The sequence below is a fragment of the Microbacterium testaceum StLB037 genome (assembly GCF_900104345.1).
GTDB lineage: Bacteria > Actinomycetota > Actinomycetes > Actinomycetales > Microbacteriaceae > Microbacterium > Microbacterium testaceum_A.
Genome location: NZ_FNJN01000007.1, coordinates 176,873 through 193,741, shown reverse-complemented (window position 1 = coordinate 193,741; position 16,869 = coordinate 176,873). Strand labels below are relative to the sequence as shown.

At 70.2% G+C, this 16,869-nt stretch carries 12 protein-coding genes; 3 read left to right on the top strand and 9 right to left on the bottom strand.

Going from position 1 to position 16,869, the window contains the following annotated elements; genetic code table 11:
• Positions 1-60: 60 nt before the first annotated feature.
• The gene (locus tag BLS25_RS15090) at positions 61-4,347 is read left to right on the top strand and encodes a DUF3418 domain-containing protein (protein WP_074696764.1); all 4,287 of its coding nucleotides are present in this window, start codon (positions 61-63) and stop codon (positions 4,345-4,347) included.
• Positions 4,348-4,410: 63 nt separating this feature from the next.
• On the opposite strand, the gene BLS25_RS15085 is transcribed toward BLS25_RS15090, so the two are convergent.
• A complete protein-coding gene (locus tag BLS25_RS15085; RefSeq protein ID WP_074696762.1) occupies positions 4,411-4,902 on the bottom strand; it encodes a MarR family winged helix-turn-helix transcriptional regulator in 492 nt (163 codons plus the stop codon).
• Positions 4,903-4,941: 39 nt separating this feature from the next.
• Between BLS25_RS15085 and BLS25_RS15080 the strand changes: the two genes are divergently transcribed.
• Complete coding sequence (locus BLS25_RS15080) at positions 4,942-5,829, top strand: DMT family transporter (protein WP_074696760.1); 888 nt, start codon at positions 4,942-4,944, stop codon at positions 5,827-5,829.
• A gap of 15 nt (positions 5,830-5,844) precedes the next feature.
• Here BLS25_RS15080 and BLS25_RS15075 read toward each other — a convergent pair whose 3' ends face one another.
• The 8 genes from BLS25_RS15075 to BLS25_RS15040 form a co-directional block, all read right to left on the bottom strand.
• Positions 5,845-6,669 (bottom strand): hypothetical protein, encoded by an 825-nt coding sequence (locus BLS25_RS15075; protein WP_074696758.1) that lies wholly within the window; start codon positions 6,667-6,669, stop codon positions 5,845-5,847.
• Entirely contained in the window at positions 6,666-7,331 is a 666-nt protein-coding gene (locus BLS25_RS15070; RefSeq protein WP_074696756.1) for a LuxR C-terminal-related transcriptional regulator, read from the bottom strand. The genes BLS25_RS15075 and BLS25_RS15070 overlap by 4 nt, the downstream gene beginning before the upstream one ends.
• The gene (locus BLS25_RS15065; RefSeq protein ID WP_081349880.1) at positions 7,319-8,647 is read right to left on the bottom strand and encodes a sensor histidine kinase; all 1,329 of its coding nucleotides are present in this window, start codon (positions 8,645-8,647) and stop codon (positions 7,319-7,321) included. The genes BLS25_RS15070 and BLS25_RS15065 overlap by 13 nt, the downstream gene beginning before the upstream one ends.
• 213 nt (positions 8,648-8,860) lie before the next feature.
• On the bottom strand, positions 8,861-10,126 hold the full coding sequence (gene mmsB / locus BLS25_RS15060; RefSeq protein ID WP_176786392.1) for a multiple monosaccharide ABC transporter permease: 1,266 nt from the start codon (positions 10,124-10,126) through the stop codon (positions 8,861-8,863).
• Entirely contained in the window at positions 10,113-11,639 is a 1,527-nt protein-coding gene (mmsA, locus tag BLS25_RS15055; RefSeq protein ID WP_056229786.1) for a multiple monosaccharide ABC transporter ATP-binding protein, read from the bottom strand. The genes mmsB and mmsA overlap by 14 nt, the downstream gene beginning before the upstream one ends.
• A 160-nt stretch (positions 11,640-11,799) precedes the next feature.
• The gene (chvE, locus tag BLS25_RS15050) at positions 11,800-12,903 is read right to left on the bottom strand and encodes a multiple monosaccharide ABC transporter substrate-binding protein (RefSeq protein WP_081349887.1); all 1,104 of its coding nucleotides are present in this window, start codon (positions 12,901-12,903) and stop codon (positions 11,800-11,802) included.
• Between the two features lie 329 nt (positions 12,904-13,232).
• Positions 13,233-14,258 (bottom strand): LacI family DNA-binding transcriptional regulator, encoded by a 1,026-nt coding sequence (locus BLS25_RS15045; protein ID WP_074696849.1) that lies wholly within the window; start codon positions 14,256-14,258, stop codon positions 13,233-13,235.
• 152 nt (positions 14,259-14,410) lie between these two features.
• Positions 14,411-15,733 carry a M20/M25/M40 family metallo-hydrolase gene (locus BLS25_RS15040; RefSeq protein WP_074696754.1) on the bottom strand — a complete coding sequence of 441 codons (1,323 nt, stop codon included), beginning with the start codon at positions 15,731-15,733 and terminating at the stop codon, positions 14,411-14,413.
• Positions 15,734-15,843: 110 nt separating this feature from the next.
• Between BLS25_RS15040 and BLS25_RS15035 the strand changes: the two genes are divergently transcribed.
• Entirely contained in the window at positions 15,844-16,827 is a 984-nt protein-coding gene (locus BLS25_RS15035; protein WP_074696752.1) for a Gfo/Idh/MocA family protein, read from the top strand.
• Positions 16,828-16,869 lie beyond the last annotated feature (42 nt).

Below are 16,869 nucleotides of genomic sequence, written 5' to 3'. Positions count from 1 at the left end.
CAGCCCCAAGCGACGGAAATTGGCGACTCGCGCGATGGGTGGGCGATACGCTGGAAGGCTGTGTCTGTCGAACCCGTCATCGTCTACCCGCCCGAGCTGCCCGTCAGCGCCGCGCGGGACGAGATCGCGCGCGCGATCCGCGACCACCAGGTCGTGATCGTCGCCGGGGCCACCGGCTCGGGCAAGACCACGCAGCTGCCCAAGATCTGCCTCGAACTGGGCCGCACCTCGATCGCTCACACGCAGCCGCGCCGCATCGCCGCGCGCACGATCGCCGAGCGCATCGCCGACGAGATGCAGGTTCCCCTCGGCTCGACCGTCGGCTACAAGGTGCGCTTCACCGACAAGGTGTCGGCCGACACGCGCGTGGCGCTGGTCACCGACGGCATCCTGCTCAACGAGATCCACCGCGACCGACTGCTGCGCCGCTACGACACGATCATCGTCGACGAGGCGCACGAGCGCTCGCTCAACATCGACTTCCTGCTCGGCTACCTGCGCCGCATCCTGCCGAAGCGCCCCGACCTCAAGGTCATCGTCACCTCGGCGACCATCGACCCCGAGAGCTTCGCGCGCCACTTCGCCGCGGCCCCCACCGAGCCCGGCGGTGAGCCGGTGCCCGCCCCCGTCATCGAGGTGTCGGGGCGCACCTACCCGGTCGAGATCCGCTATCGGCCGGTGAGCGGCGACGACGAGGCGGGCGAAACTCCTGAGAATTCGGATGCCGACGACCTCGACGGCCCGCCATCCCGCGGCCGCGCCGGGGCGGGCCCGCAGAAAGTCCGGAGTTCGGCCCGGCCCGCGGCGAAGCCCGGCCGTGCCGACGACGACGTCGACGAGGTCGGAGCCGTCGTCGCTGCTCTCCGCGAGCTCGATCGCGAGGCCCCGGGCGACGTGCTCGTCTTCTTCCCCGGAGAGGCCGAGATCCGCGATGCGGCGGATGCCATCCGCGGGGCGTACCAGAAGGACACCTCCCCCACCGAGGTCCTGCCCCTGTACGGGCGCCTGTCCGCGGCTGAACAGCACCGCGTGTTCGAGCGCTCGAGCGTCGCGGGCGTGCGTCGCCGCGTCATCCTCGCCACGAACGTCGCCGAGACGAGTCTCACCGTCCCCGGCATCCGGTACGTCGTCGACACCGGAACCGCCCGCATCTCGCGCTACAGCAACCGGTCGAAGATCCAGCGCCTGCCGATCGAGGCCGTGTCGCAGGCGTCGGCGCAGCAGCGCTCGGGGCGAGCGGGGCGCACCTCGCCCGGTATCGCGATCCGGCTCTACTCCGAAGACGACTTCACGCGTCGCCCCGAGTACACCGAGCCCGAGATCCTGCGCACCTCGCTGGCATCCGTCATCCTCCAGATGCTGTCGCTCGGCTTCGGCGACATCCAGGCCTTCCCGTTCCTCACCCCGCCCGACTCGCGGGGCGTGAAGGCCGCGTTCGACCTGCTCGTCGAGCTCGGCGCGGTGAAGCTGCCCGCCCCCGGCACGCGCGGTGCCGACACCTCACGCGAGCGCGACGTCCGCGGCGACGGCGACCCGTCCCGGCACCGCGGCGGACGGGGTCCGCGCGAGGACGGCCCCCGCCTCACCGAGATCGGCCGCGAGATCGCGCGCCTGCCGATCGACCCGCGCTTCGCCCGCATGCTCATCGAGGCGCGCCGGAACGACGTGCAGCCCGAGGTGCTCGCGATCGTGTCGGGCATGTCGATCCAGGACGTGCGCGAACGGCCCGAGGAGCGCCGCGAAGAGGCGGACCGCTTCCACGCGCGGTTCACCGATCCCACCAGCGACTTCCTCTCTCTGCTGAACCTGTGGGACTACCTGCAGGAGAAGCAGGCCGAGCTGGGCTCGAGCGCGTTCCGGCGCCTGTGCCGCAGCGAGCACCTCAACTACGTGCGCGTGCGCGAGTGGATGGACGTGCACCGGCAGCTCCGATCGCTCGGCGGCGAGCGCGGGTCGGGCGAGGGCGGCGCGCGTGGGTCGGGCGACGGCGGCGCGCGGGACTCCGGCGACGGAGGCCGTCGCGGCGGGCGCTCGAGAAACCATGTCCCACTTTCGGCTGGTTCAGACCCCTCCAGGCCGCACAATTCGGGACATGCAGCGCGAAAATCGGGACATGGTTCGACAGCCGCCGACCGGAACGCCGCCCCCGAGGGGCACGCCGCCGGCGACGCGATCCACCGCGCGATCCTCTCCGGGTTGCTGTCGCACCTCGGCATCCTGGATCCCCGAACCATGGCGCAGGCCAAAGACCGCAAGGCGCCGGGTGATGCCCGCCCCACTAAGGGCGAGTACATCGGCGCGCGCGGGGCGCGGTTCGCGATCTTCCCGGGCTCGGGGCTGAAGAAGAAGCGCCCCTCGGCCGTCATGGCCGCCGAGCTCGTCGAGACCTCGCGCCTGTTCGCCCGCACGGTCGCCGCCGTCGACCCGGCGTGGGCGGAGGATCTCGCCCCCGACCTGGTCAAGCGCTCGCTGAGCGAGCCGCACTGGTCGAAGGATGCCGGCTCCGCCGCCGCCTACGAGAAGGTCACCCTCTTCGGGGTCGAGCTCGTCGGGCGTCGCCGGGTGCAGCTCGCGCGCTTCGACCGGCCGCTCGCGCGCGAGATGTTCGTGCGCCACGCGCTGGTCGAGGGCGAGTGGGACCCGTCGGTGCTCGACAAGCGCCTCACCGCGTTCCTCCGCCGCAACCAGGAGCAGCGCCGCCTGCTCGAGAAGATCGAGGAGCGCGAGCGTCGCCGCGACATCCTCATCGGTGACGAAGCCGTGTTCGCGTTCTACACCTCCCGCATCCCGGCCGACGTCACTGACGTGCGCTCGTTCGAGACGTGGTGGAAAGACGCTTCGAACCGCACCCCGTACCTGCTCGACCTGCGCGAGTCCGACCTCACCGGCGACCGCGCCCAGGGCGACGACCGGGCCTTCCCCGCGCGCTGGCGCCAGGGCGATCAGACGCTCAACCTCGCGTACCGCTTCGAGCCGGGAGCCCCCGATGACGGCGTGACGGTGGTCGTGCCGCTGCCCCTGCTCGCGCAGCTGCGGCCCGACGGGTTCGACTGGCAGGTCCCCGGCATGCGCGACGAGCTGGTCACCGCTCTGCTGCGCGCGCTGCCGAAGACGATCCGCCGCAACGTCGTGCCCGCCGCCGACTGGGCGGAGAAATTCTCGGCCGAACTCGCCGAGAAGGGCCCCGAGCACGCGAACGGCCTGCCGAAGACGACGCTCGTCGACGCCCTCGCCGCCCTCGTGCAGCGCGTGGCGAACCAGCGGGTGAGCGCCGCCGACTTCGAGCTCGAGCGGGTTCCCGGCCACCTCACGCCGTCGTTCCGCGCCGTGGATGCCCGCGGCCGCGCGATCGGCAGCGACCGCGACCTGGCGACCCTGCAGCGCCGTCTCGCCGACAAGGCCCGGTCCAGCGTCGAGTCGACGATCGCCCGCCCGGCGCAGAGAGCCGCGAAAGTCGCCGAGGCCTCCCCCGCTTTCGCGTCGCGCTCGAAGCTGACGACCTGGGATCTCGACGAACTCACCGAAGTCGTCGACACCCCCGTCGCCGGTGGCGTCGTGCGCGGCTACCCCGCCCTGGTCGATGAGGGCGACAGCGTGGCCCTGCGCGTGGAGGCGACCCCCGAAGACGCGGCGCGGCACACGCGGGCCGGCATCCGGCGTCTCCTGCTGCTGGCCGTCCCCTCCCCCGCGACCTACGTGCTCGACCACCTCACCGCGAACGAGAAGCTCGCGCTGGCTGCCTCGCCGTACCAGAACGCCAAGGCGCTCATCGAGGATGCGCGCGTGGCCCTCGCCGACGACGTCCTGCTGCGCGAGGCGCCGAGCGGCGTCGTGCGCACGAAGGCGGATTTTGAACGCGTGCGCGACGCCTTCTCCACGGCATCCGTCGACCGCACCTTCCAGACGGTGTCGCTCGCGGCGAGGATCCTGCTCGCGCAACGCGAGGTCGACCGCGCGATGAAGGACGCCTCGTCGATCACGCTGCTGGGCGCGCTGAACGACGTGCGCGGGCAGGTGAAGGGCCTGATCTTCCCGGGATTCCTTTCGCGTACGGGCCTCGCGCGCCTGCAGCACCTCCCGCGCTATCTCGCCGGAGCGCTGGAGCGGGTGAAGACGCTGTCCGACAACCCCGGTCGCGATCGCCAGCGCATGACCGAGTACGAGCGCGCGGCCACGGGCTTCGTCGAGGCTGGGGGCGCGGTTCCGCTTCCCGCCGATGCGACGGCGAACCTCGTGCAGACGCGCTGGCTGCTCGAAGAGCTGCGCGTCAGCCTGTTCGCTCAGCGCCTCGGCACGGCAGAGCCCGTGTCGCCGCAGCGTATCGCCAAGGCGCTCAAGAGCGCCTGATCCGCCGTCTTCTGTCGCTTCCGGGGCCGGGAGGCGACAGAATCCGTCGAGGCGCACGAGGGGTCAGACGCCGAGCGCCCGTCCCCACTCTCGCAGCAGCGCCTCGAGCGTGCGTCGCTGATCGGCGTCGAGCCCGGACAAGAGCCGCTCCTCATTGGTCAGGTGGGCGACGACGGCCTCGTCGATGACCCGGCGGCCTTTCGCGGTGAGCGAGATCACGCGTCCGCGCCCGTCGTCGTCGCTGGCGCTCCGGGACACGAGACCGGATGCCACGAGCCGGTCGACGCGTTTCGTCACCGCGCCCGTGGTCACCATCGTGTGACGCGCCAGCTCACCCGGCGTGCGCGCGAACGGCTCGCCGCCGCGGCGGAGGGTCGCGAGGATGTCGAACTCCCCCTCGCCCAGGCCGAACCGGCGGAAGACCTCGAGCAACTCCGCGTCGAGGTGAGCGGCGATGCGGCTCAGCCGACCGACGACCTGCATGGGTGAGGCGTCGACGTCGGGGCGTTCGGCGGCCCAGTGCTGGACGATCTCGTCGACGTGGTCGGCATCCATTTCCCCATTCTATCTTCCACGGAAGCTAGACTGTCTTCCATGGAAGATAAGTGGCGTCTCGTCGCGATCACCGCCGTCGCTCCTGTGGCCTGGGGCGCGACCTACGTGGTGACCCGACACCTGCTGCCCGCCGACGCTCCGCTGTGGGGAGCCGCACTGCGGGCCCTCCCCGCCGGCCTGTTGCTCTGGGCGCTCGCGCGCCGTCGTCCGCGCGGCGATTGGTGGTGGAAGGCGCCCGTTCTCGGTCTGCTGAACTTCGGCGCCTTCTTCGTGCTCGTCTACATCGCGGCGCAATTGCTGCCGTCCTCGATCGCCGCGTCGATCATGGCGCTGGCCCCCCTGGCTCTCGCGGGGCTCGCCTGGCCCCTGCTCTCGCAACGGCCCACGGCGCGATGGGCCGTCGGCGCGCTCCTGGGTCTCGTCGGCGTGCTGTCGGTGGTGGGGCTCGGCACCGGAACGATCCCGGTCGCGGGGGTCGTGGCATCCGTGATCGCACTGCTGGCGTCGTCGCTGGGAGCGATCCTCACCACCCGCTGGAGGGACGAGACGCCCCTGCTCGCGACCACCTCGTGGCAGCTGACCGCCGGGGGTGTCGCCCTGGTCGCGGTGGCGGCGATGGTCGAGGGCCGACCACCCCGAGTGGATGCCGCGGGCCTGCTGGCCTCCGTCGGCATCGCGGTCATCGCGACGGCACTGGCGTTCGTGTGCTGGTTCACCGGACTGCGTCACCTGCCCGCGGGCACCGTGGGGCTCATCGGATTGCTGAACCCCGTGACCGGGGTACTGCTCGGGGTGGCGGTGGGCGGCGAGTCGCTCGCTGTGCCGCAGGTGGGGGGCATCGTGCTGGTGCTCGCGGCGATCGCCGTCACGAGCGGCGCGAGGGGTCGGAATCTGTCACCCGAACGGTCCGTCGGCGACAGATCATGACCCCTCGCGCGGTCGTCACGACCGCAGCGACACCTGCCCCAGAGACGCTTCGACGTCCACGACCGCCGTCGCCGACGACGAGGTGCGCAGGCGGTTGTCGATCCGACCGAGACCGCTGTCGGTGGTGACGTTGTACTCCTCGTCGGGCAGGGTGATGTCGGCGGAGCCGGCGGTGACCGTGATCCTGGTGCGCGCGGGGGCGTCTCCCGCCAGCGTCGAGGCGAGGCTGCCGCCGGCGACCTCGAAGGTCGCGTCCCCCACCCCCGTGAGGGTCCCCGACGCCGACCCGCCCGAGACCGACACGTCGAGGGTGCGGACGTCTCCGGCGAGATCCACGTCACCTCCGGCGAGTTGCACGTTCAACGACCCGAAGTCGGCGTCGACCGACAGGGCGCCGCCGGCGACCTGGATCCGCGCGTCGAGGTTCGTCGTGGCGGAGGCCCGGGGCAGCACCAGGGTGGCGGATCCGGCGCCGTTCGACCAGCCGACGAAGTTCGTCTGCGGAGAGCTCACCCGCAGGGTGCTGCCCTTCCGTTCGAACGTCCACCCGTCCGCCCCGCTCCCGACGTCGAGCTGCGCCTCCGAGACGTCGCCGTACGCGATGGTGAGCGAACCGCCCGCCACATCGACGTCGAGATCGGTGAGTCCGTCGGTCGCGGTCTCACTCATCGCGTACCCCGACCCGCTGTCGCGCAGCGTCGCGGCCGCGGTCACGCCCGTCCCGATGACCGTGCCCGCGAGCACGCATGCCCCGACGACGATCGTGGCGAGCGAGACGAAGAAGGGAACCCCGTGACGAGAGGGCGCGGTCGGCGGCGTGAGAGGGGTCGGCGAGGTCATGAGGTGGCTCCGGTGTGGTCGTGGCCCAGGTGCACGAGGGCGGCGATGACGCGGCGGTTGCCGGTCTCGTCCTGCTCGAGTCCGAGCTTGGTGAAGATGGCGGTGATGTACTTCTCGACGCTGGCCTCTGAGACGAACAGCGCCTGGGCGATCGCCTGATTCGAGCGCCCCTCGGCGATCAGCGAGAGCACGGAGCGTTCGCGCTCGGTGAGGCTCTGCAGCCGCTCGTCGCGGCGGCGCCGCGCCAGCAGCTGGCCGACGACCTCGGGGTCGAGCACGGTCGCTCCCCCGGCGATGCGGGCCACCGTGTCGAGGAAGTCGCGCACGTCGGCGACCCGGTCCTTGAGCAGGTACCCGAGCGAGCCCTGCCCGTCGGCGATCAGGTCGCTCGCGTACTGCTCCTCGACGTACTGCGACAGGACGAGGACCGAGAGACCGGGATGCCGGGACCTCAGCGCGATCGCAGCACGGATGCCCTCGTCGGTCCAGGTCGGCGGCAGACGTACGTCGAGGATGCACAGGTCGGGGGTGGTCTCCGTGACCGCGGCCTCGAGGCCCTCGGCATCGGGCAGCGCCGCGACCACCTCGTGGCCGTCGTCCGCGAGCAGGCGCACGAGCCCCTCGCGCAGCAGGACCGAGTCCTCGCAGATCAGGATGCGCACGGGACGCTCACCTCCACCGTGGTCGGCCCGCCCTGCGGGCTGTCGATGCGGGCGGTGCCGCCGGCCGCGGTGACCCGGTTGACGATGCCGTCGAGGCCGCCACCGGGCACGATCCGCGCCCCGCCGAGGCCGTCGTCCTCGACCCGGGCCCACAGGGTCCCGTCATCCCGCAGTCGAACGTGGACACGGCATCCGGTCGCCCGGGAGTGCTTCGCCGCGTTCGTCAGCGCCTCGGCGATCACGAAGTACACCGCCGCCTCGGCCGGACGCGAGCACCGCCGCGGCACTCGCACATCGAGTGTCACCGGGATGTGAGATCGTGACGCGAGCGCCGAGAGGGCGGCATCGAGTCCCCGATCGTCCAGGACCGAGGCATGGATGCCGCGAGCCAGCTGCCGCAGCTCGGTGATGGCCGATTTGGTCGAGGCGTGCGCCTCGGCGACGAGGGCCTTCGCGGCCTCGGGATCGTCGTCGATCTTGGTCTGCGCCAGGCCCAGCGTCATGCCGATCGAGACGAGCCGCGGCTGGACTCCGTCGTGCAGGTCGCGCTCGATACGGGTGCGTTCGACCTCGGCCGCCCGGACGGCCCCGGCGCGGCGCGTGTCGGAGGTGCGGGCCTGCTCTTCGAGCTGCGCCTCGCGGGAGGGGACGAGGATCGCGCGCGAGATGACCCCGTGGAGCACCGCTAGGCCCACGATCGCCGCGAGCGAGGCGACGAAGACGAGCAGACCCACGAGGGGAGCTGCCACTCCCTGCAGGGGCACGAAACCGAGCAGACGCGGGTGGGACCACCCGAAGATCGGGCTGATCATCAGACCCAGCCCCCACGAGGTGAGCCCGGCGACGCCGAGCGTGGCGAGACCCAGGATCGTCGCGATGGTGAACGATGCCACCGCCCGCCACTGACCCGGATCGATGGCCTGCAACCAGATGGTGTGCGCGACGCCGGTGAACCCGGTGCGCGGGCTGTGGCGGGGACGCAGGGGCGGCAGACCCAGGCGGTAGAGGCCGTCGAGACGGGCGCGTTCGAACCATGCGATCGCGAAGAGCGCGTAGACGAGGGCGACCAGGGCGATCACCCCGATGAAGAGGGCGGCGAGCAGCCCCACGCCGGCGCCGAAGAGCCCGAACAGGGTTCCCAGGATGCCGGGGCCGATGACGCCGAGCGCGGCGAGATGCACCACCGCACCGGCGATGCGACCGGGCGAGGCGATGCGCACCCGCGGCGCGAGGGGCTGGTCCACCCTCGGAACGGGAGCGCCGGCGACGGGCGCGGGCGTCGGCGGAGGAGGCGGAAGAACGGATGCCGTGGTCATGGGTTCCACGCTAGAGGTGGGCCCCGCGCCGGCGCCGCCCGGTCAGCCCCCGCGCGCTTTCGGGTTATCCCGAAAGATCCGCGTGAAGGGTCGGTTCCGGTCGCCGAGGGCGATCCTCGGCGACACGAAACGACCCCTCGCGCGGGCAGCGGCCGCGCACGAACGAACGCCCCGCCGCACGAGGCGACGGGGCGTTCGACGAAAGAGCGTGGATCAACCGCGCGTGCGGTTCTTGTTCCACACGTCGAAGGCCACGGCCAGCAGGAGCACGAGGCCCTTGATGAACTGCTGCACGTCGGTCGAGATGCCCATCAGCGACATGCCGTTGTTGAGCACACCCATGACCAGACCACCGGCGATCGCGCCGACCACGCGGCCGACACCACCCTGGACGGCCGCTCCACCGATGAACGAGGCGGCGATCGCGTCGAGCTCGAAGAGGTTACCGGCACCCGGGCCGGCCGAGTTCAGGCGACCCGTGAAGACGATGCCGGCGAGAGCCGCGAGGACACCCATGTTCACGAAGAGCATGAAGTCCACGCGACGGGTGTTGATACCCGAGAGCTTCGCGGCGGTGCGGTTGCCGCCGAGGGCGTAGATGTGGCGGCCGAAGACGCTGCGGCTCATGACCGTCGAGTAGCCGATGATGAGCAGCGCCAGGACGACGAGCACGATGGGCGTGCCGCGCGATCCGGGAGCCACACCGAGCAGGTAGGTGAGGTAGGCGATCAGCGCGCCGCCACCGATGACCTTGACCAGGAACGCCACCTGCGGCTCGTTCTGCAGCTCGAGCGCGGCGCGCTTCGCACGCTGGCGAACCTGCGACACGACGAAGAGGACGAGGGTCAGGGCGCCGAGGGCGACCGTGATCCACTCTGCGGGCGAGGTCGCCGCCGGGAACAGGTCGGGGAACAAGTATCCGCCACCGAGAGCGCGGTACTCGGTCGGGAACGGCGTGATCTGCGTGTTGCCCAGGGTCATCTGCGTCAGACCGCGGAAGAGGAGCATGCCCGCGAGGGTCACGATGAACGCGGGGATGCCAATGTAGGCGACCCAGAAGCCCTGCCACATGCCGACCACGGCACCGAGGAGCAGCGAGAGGACGATGCCGAGCCACCAGGGCAGACCCCACTGCACGATGAGCACACCCGAGACGGCACCGACGAAGGCGGCGACCGATCCGACCGACAGGTCGATGTGGCCGGCGATGATGATCATCACCATGCCGATCGCGAGGATCAGGATGTAGCTGTTCTGGACGATGATGTTCGACACGTTGCCTGCGGTGAGCAGACGGCCGCCGGTCAACGCCTGGAAGAGCAGCACGATCACGATCAGCGCGATGAAGATGCCGATCTCGCGCAGACGCGACGTGAAGAACTGCACGATGCCGCCGGCACCGCTGCCGGCGGCGCCGCCGACGGGGCCCTTCGGCGTGGCGGGACCCTGGGGGGTCACGGTGTTGTCAAGCGCTGACATGGTCGGCTTCCTTTTCCTTCGTCATGAGCACCATGAGTGCCTCGGGAGTGGCCTCTTCGATGGGCAGCTGGCCGGTGATGTGGCCTTCGCTGAGGGTGTAGATGCGGTCGCAGATGCCGAGGAGCTCCGGCAGCTCCGAAGAGATGACCAGCACCCCCTTCCCCTGCGCCGCGAGGGAGTTGATGATCGTGTAGATCTCGTACTTGGCGCCGACGTCGATGCCGCGGGTCGGCTCGTCGAGGATGAGCACCTCCGGGTCGGAGTACAGCCACTGCGACAGCACGACCTTCTGCTGGTTGCCGCCCGAGAGCTTGCCGACGACGACATCGACGCTGGGCGCCTTGATGTTCATCGACTTGCGGTAGCGGTTGGCGACCAGGTACTCCTCGTCGCCGTCGACCCAACCGCCCTTGACGAGCTTGCGCATCCCGGCGAGCGAGATGTTGCGCTTGATCGTGTCGATCAGGTTGAGACCGGCGCCCTTGCGGTCCTCGGTCACGTAGGCGAGACCGCTACGGATCGCGGCGGGCACCGTCGAGGTGTCGGCCTTCTGACCGCGGATGTAGACGTTGCCCGAGATCTTCGAGCCGAAGCTCTTGCCGAACACGCTCATCGCGAGCTCGGTGCGTCCGGCGCCCATCAGGCCGGCGATGCCGACGACCTCGCCCGCGCGCACGTTCAGGTTGGCCTGGTGGATGACGGTGCGGTTCGCGTCGGTGGGGTGGCTGACGTTCCAATCCTCGATGCGCAGGACCTCGTCGCCGATCTCGACGTCGCGGTCGGGGTAGCGGTTCTCGAGCTCGCGGCCCACCATTCCGCGGATGATGCGGTCTTCGCTGGTGCCGCCCGTGGCCACATCGAGCGTCTCGATCGTGCGACCGTCACGGATGATCGTGACCTCGTCGGCGATCGCGCGGATCTCGTTGAGCTTGTGGCTGATGATGATGCACGTGATGTTCTGGCCGCGCAGGTGGCGGATCAGATCCAGCAGGTGCTCGGAGTCGTCGTCGTTGAGCGCCGCGGTCGGCTCATCGAGGATGAGGAGCTTGACGTCCTTCGACAGCGCCTTGGCGATCTCGACGAGCTGCTGCTTGCCGACGCCGATCTCGTTGACGGGAACGTCGGGGCTGTCGCCCAGGCCCACGCGGGCGAGGAGCTTGGCCGCTTCGCGGTTCGTGGCGTCCCAGTCGATGAGACCGCGGTGCGTGATCTCGTTGCCGAGGAAGATGTTCTCGGCGATCGAGAGGTAGGGGCTCAGGGCGAGCTCCTGGTGGATGATGACGATGCCGGCCGCTTCGCTGTCGCGGATGTCCTTGAACTCGACGGTGTTGCCGTCGAAGACGATCTCGCCGCGGTAGTCGCCCGCGGGATACACACCGCTGAGCACCTTCATGAGGGTGGACTTGCCGGCGCCGTTCTCACCGCAGATGGCGTGAACCGTCCCGCGCTCGACGGTCAGTGACACGTCGGCGAGCGCGATGACGCCGGGGAACTCCTTGGTGATCGAGCGCATCTCGAGGATGGTGCTCACGAGGTCCTCCTTGCAGAACCGGCGCGTGGCCGGTCGGAATGTGGGGCGGGCGCGGGATGCCGCGGACCCGCAGGAGCCTCCGCCGCGACCCGGGGGGCCGCGGCGGAGGCGGGGCGGAGGGACGGGGAGCCCCTCCGGGGGATTACTTCAGGTCGGCCTCGGTGTAGTAACCGCTGTCGATGAGGACTTCCTTGTAGTTGTCCTTGGTGACGATCGTCGACTGCAGGAGGTACGAGGGAACGACCTTCTTGCCGTTGTCGTAGGTCTTCTCGTCGTTGACCTCGGGCTTCTCGCCCTTGCGGATGTCGTCGACCATGGTCACGGCCTGCTTGGCGAGCTCGCGCGTGTCCTTGAAGATCGTCGAGTACTGCTCGCCCGCGATGATCGACTTGATCGAGCCGGCCTCGGCGTCCTGACCCGTGATGACGGGGAGGTCGCTGGCCGAGTAGCCACCCGAGGTGAGGGCCGAGATGATGCCGATCGACAGACCGTCGTAGGGCGAGAGCACACCGTTGAGCTTGGTGCCGCCGATGACGGTGAGGATGTTCTCCATGCGCTTCTGCGCCGTCTCGGGCAGCCAGCGGAGGATGGCCGCCTGGCCGAACTCGGTCTGGCCGGAGGGAACCTTCAGCACACCCTTGTCCATGTAGGGCTTGAGGGTGTCCATCGCGCCGTTCCAGAAGAACGTGGCGTTGTTGTCGTCGGGGCTACCGGCGAACAGCTCGACGTTGAAGGGGCCGGCGGCGCCGGTCTCCTTGCCCGAGGCGTCGAGGACGCCGAGGCCGGTCAGGAGCGAGGTGGCCTGCTGGACGCCGACCTTGTAGTTGTCGAACGTCGTGTAGTAGTCGACGTTCTCGGTGCCGTTGATGAGGCGGTCGTACGCGATGACGGGGATGTTCGCGTCCTTGGCCTGCTGCAGCACGTCGGTGAGCGTGGTGCCGTCGATCGAGGCGACGATCAGGGCCTTGGCGCCCGTGGTGATCATGTTCTCGATCTGCGAGACCTGGGTGGGGATGTCGTCGTTCGCGTACTGCAGGTCGACCTGGTAGCCGAGCTCTTCGAGCTGCGACTTGACGTTGTTGCCGTCGGCGATCCATCGCTCCGACTGCTGGGTCGGCATGGCCACACCGATGGTGCCGCCAGCCTCCTGCGAGTCTCCGCTGCCGGCGCCGGTACGGTCACCGGCGCAACCGGCGAGACCGATGCCGAGCGCGAGGACGCCCGCTCCCGCGATCGCCTTGAGCATGCTGTGCTTCTTCACTCTGGTTCCCTCCATTGGGTGTTTGTCGCGGCGCTCCCCCTGGAGCACACCGCGGGCAGTGCTGACGGCGCAGGTCGGGCGCACGGTCTCGGGGGCGAAACGAAAGGCCCTCGGCGAGGCGGTCAACCCGCGTCGTTCGAAACGTCTTCGTCTCGACGGATCCGCTCCGCAGCGAGTCCCGTCGGCCGTGTGACCCGGTCATGTGACCGTTCACATTGTGTGAGCGATGCTACCTCCAAGCACGGCACGACTGTCAAGTCCCGACGCGCTCGAAGTCCAGCCGTTGCCGAAACGTGACGTGAGCGCGTCGCGGATCAGGACCGCGGCGGGGCCGTCGACGACCTCACGATGAGGCGGAGGTGGTCGGGTTCGACCACGCCTCCGTCGTCACCGCTCTCGCCGAGCGATGCCAGCAGGTCGGTGACGGCACGCGTGCCAATACCCACGAAGTCCTGTCGGACGGTGGTCAGCGGCGGCCAGAGGTGGGCGGATTCGGGCACGTCGTCGAAGCCGACCACCGAGAGGTCCTCCGGCACCGAGCGACCTATGGCCCGGACGGCATGCATGAAGCCGAGCGCCATATGGTCGTTGCCCGCGAAGACCGCGGTGGCATCCTCCGTCCGCAGCAGCTCGAGGCCCGCCTCGAATCCGAACTGCGCCGTCCAGTCGCCCAGGATGGGGGGACGCGGCGAGAGGTCGTTGGCATCCATCTCGGCGAGATACCCGCGCATGCGGTGATCGGCCTCGACCCAGTCGCGCGGACCCGCGATGTGAAGGATCCGCGAATGCCCGAGCTCGATGAGGTGGCGGACGGCCGCTCGCGCCCCGGCGCTCTGGTCGTTGCGGGTCGTCGAGGTGCCGGTCGAGGTGACGATCTGCACCGGAACGGGCAGCTTGAGCTCGTCGAGGATCGGCACCACCCGCGTCTGCGGTGCGACGGCGATGAGTCCCTCGATGGACTGCTGCATGAGGTGGTCGATCGAGGAGCGCACGTCGTCGGGGGCGCTGGTGGCGAGGTTCGTGAGGGTGAGGCGGTACCCGGCGGACCGCGCCGCCGACTCGATCGCCTGCACCATCGCCGAGGTGCCGTGGGTCGTCGCTCGCGGTCCCAGCACACCGATCAGGCGCGAGCGGCTCGTGGCGAGGGCGCGCGCGGCCTGATTGGGGACGAACTTCAACTCGGCGATCGCCGAGCGCACCTTGGCCGCGGTCTCGGGGCGGAGCTGAGTGCTGTTGTTGATCACCCGCGAGACGGTTTGGTACGACACTCCCGCGAGCCGGGCGACGTCGCGGATGCTCGGGGCACGCCCCGTGGCCTCCGGGGTATCGGTGTCGCTCATCATCCGCCTCATTGCGGGTCGCGCACTGTTGCGTGACCGGTCACACGAGAATAACCGACGCCAGCAGAATCGCCCGCCGCGGAGGAAGAATCACCCATTCGGCGCGGAACGGCGGCCTCGCGGTCCTCCGCACGCGGTCGTCTCGGCCCGCGTCAGCCCTCGATCAGCGCGCGATAGAACCGGATGCCACGCAGCCACACCTCGACGCGGATGCGCTCGTCGGGAGCGTGCAACGCGTCGCGTTCGGACCTCGTGAGGTGGAACGGCGCGAACCGGTACACCGCGTCGGTGAGACCCGTGTAGAAGCGGCTGTCGCTGGCCCCGAGCTGGAGATACGGCAGGGGGACGGTGTCCGCGCCGAGGGTGTCTGTGACGGCGCGGGACAGCCGTCTCCACGCCTCCCCCTGCCAGGGCGAGACCGGCGAGGGGTCGTCGCCGTGGCGCAGCTCGATGTCGACGAGCGGGTCGGCGACCGCTCGGCGCAGGTGGATCGAGACATCGGCGAGCGTGTCGCCGGTGAGCAGGCGCACGTTCACGCTCGCGCGCGCCGAGGTGGCGAGCACGTTCTCGCCCGCCGAGCCCTCGAGACGTGTGACGACGGCCGTGGTCCGAACGAGCGCATTGGTCTCGGGACCGAGGAGCGACAGGGCCGCGGTCACGGCCGGCGCTGACACGGACGTGCGGCGGAAAAGCGTCGCCAGGGGCTCCCCGGCGTGCGATGCGGCCGTGGCGAGCATGGCACGGACGGGCGGGACAAGTCGTCGGGGGAACGGGCGACGGCGGAGGCGATCGATCGCGCGGGCCAATCGGGCCGTCGCCGGCATGCGCGGCGGGGTCGAGGCATGCCCGCCGGCCTCTCGGGTCACGAGGTCGAAGGTGGCGACGCCGCGCTCGGCGACACCGATCATCGCCGTGGGCGCAGCCACCCCCGGGACGGCGCCCTCGACGACCGCTCCCCCCTCGTCGAGCACCAGAGCGGGACGGATGCCGCGCGCAGCCAGCAGCGCCGCTATCGCTCGGGCGCCGGTGCCGCGCGTCTCTTCGTCGTGTCCGAAGGCGAGCCACACGTCCGTTCGCGGCGTGATCCCCTCGGCCAGTGCCCCCTCGACCGCCTCGAGGATCGCGACGAGCGCCCCCTTGTCGTCGATCGCGCCGCGCGCATGGATCGTCGCCTCTGCTCCCTCACCGACGAGGTCGGCGGCGAAAGGCGGATGCCCCCACTCCTGCCCGTCCACGGGCACCACGTCCTGGTGGGCGAGGAGCACCAGGGGCTCGACGGGGCTCTCCCCCGCCCAGCGGTAGAGCAGCGACCGTCCCTCGACCACCTCTCGCTCAAGACGCGCGTGGACGAGCGGATAGAGCCGTTCGAGAGCCGCGTGGAAGTCTTCGAAGGCCGAATCGTCGACCTCCGCCGGGTCGACACGCGACACCGTCGGGATGGACAGGAGCTCGCGGAAGCGCTCGACGGCCGTCATGCGACGAGCCTAGGACGATGCCGGCATCATGAGACACGGGATGCCGGCATCCGGGGCCCTTCGAGACTCGCGCGACGCCGATGTCGGCGGGCGCCGCTACGGTGGAGCGCATGACCGGACTGCACTGGGGCATCCTCGCGACGGGCGGCATCGCCCACGCCTTCACCTCCGACCTGCGCACCGCGGGCCTCGACGTCACCGCCGTCGGCTCCCGCCGCATCGACAGCGCTCGGGCCTTCGCCGAACAGTACGACATCGCGCACGCGCACGGCTCGTACGAAGAACTGGTCGCCGATCCGGACGTCGACATCGTCTATATCGCGACCCCGCACCCCGCGCACCTCGAGAACGCCCTGCTCGCCCTCGACAACGGCAAGCACGTGCTGGTCGAGAAGCCGTTCACCCTCAACGCCGCCGAGGCGGCGGCCATCCGCGACAAAGCGGCCGAGAAGGGTCTCCTCTCCATGGAGGCGATGTGGACCCGATACCTGCCGCACATGGTGCGTATCCGCGAGATCCTCGCCGCGGGCACCCTCGGCGAGATCCGCGTCGTGTCGGCCGACCACACCCAGAAGATCTCCACCGACCCGGCGCACCGCCTCAACGATCTGGCGCTGGGCGGGGGCGCCCTGCTCGACCTTGGCATCTACCCGATCTCGTTCGCGATCGACGTCCTCGGCCTGCCGGAGCGCATCACCGCCCTGGCTCGTCTGTCCGACGCAGGCAGTGACGCCGAAGTGGCGACCAGCTTCGTCCACGCGGGCGGTGCCCTGTCGACCAGTGTGTCGTCGTCGCGCGGAGCGGGGATGAACGTCGCGCAGATCGTCGGAACCGAGGCCCGCATCGAGATCGACCGCGTCTGGTACACCCCGACCTCGTTCCGCGTCGTCTCGCCCGACGGAGACGTGATCGAGGAATTCACCTCCGAGGTCCCGGGGCGCGGCATGCAGTTCCAGGCCCAGGCCGCCGAGCGTTTCGTCGCCGCCGGAGCGGACTCCCACGACATCCTGTCGATCGACGAGACCGTGGCGATCATGGGCGTGCTCGACGAGGTGCGCCGCCAGATCGGCGTGGTCTACCCCGGCGAACGGTGAGGGGCGAGGGCTACCCGGTCGCGGGCGCGACGGGTCAGACTG

Excerpts from the sequence above, each read along its gene's own strand:
- BLS25_RS15085 (WP_074696762.1), bottom strand. The coding sequence starts at position 4,902 with ATGGATGCCGACCACGTCGACGAGATCGTCCAGCACTGGGCCGCCGAA.
- BLS25_RS15080 (WP_074696760.1), top strand. The coding sequence starts at position 4,942 with ATGGAAGATAAGTGGCGTCTCGTCGCGATCACCGCCGTCGCTCCTGTG.
- BLS25_RS15075 (WP_074696758.1), bottom strand. The coding sequence starts at position 6,669 with ATGACCTCGCCGACCCCTCTCACGCCGCCGACCGCGCCCTCTCGTCAC.
- BLS25_RS15065 (WP_081349880.1), bottom strand. The coding sequence starts at position 8,647 with ATGACCACGGCATCCGTTCTTCCGCCTCCTCCGCCGACGCCCGCGCCC.
- mmsB (WP_176786392.1), bottom strand. The coding sequence starts at position 10,126 with ATGTCAGCGCTTGACAACACCGTGACCCCCCAGGGTCCCGCCACGCCG.
- mmsA (WP_056229786.1), bottom strand. The coding sequence starts at position 11,639 with ATGCGCTCGATCACCAAGGAGTTCCCCGGCGTCATCGCGCTCGCCGAC.
- chvE (WP_081349887.1), bottom strand. The coding sequence starts at position 12,903 with ATGCTCAAGGCGATCGCGGGAGCGGGCGTCCTCGCGCTCGGCATCGGT.
- BLS25_RS15045 (WP_074696849.1), bottom strand. The coding sequence starts at position 14,258 with ATGAGCGACACCGATACCCCGGAGGCCACGGGGCGTGCCCCGAGCATC.
- BLS25_RS15040 (WP_074696754.1), bottom strand. The coding sequence starts at position 15,733 with ATGACGGCCGTCGAGCGCTTCCGCGAGCTCCTGTCCATCCCGACGGTG.
- BLS25_RS15035 (WP_074696752.1), top strand. The coding sequence starts at position 15,844 with ATGACCGGACTGCACTGGGGCATCCTCGCGACGGGCGGCATCGCCCAC.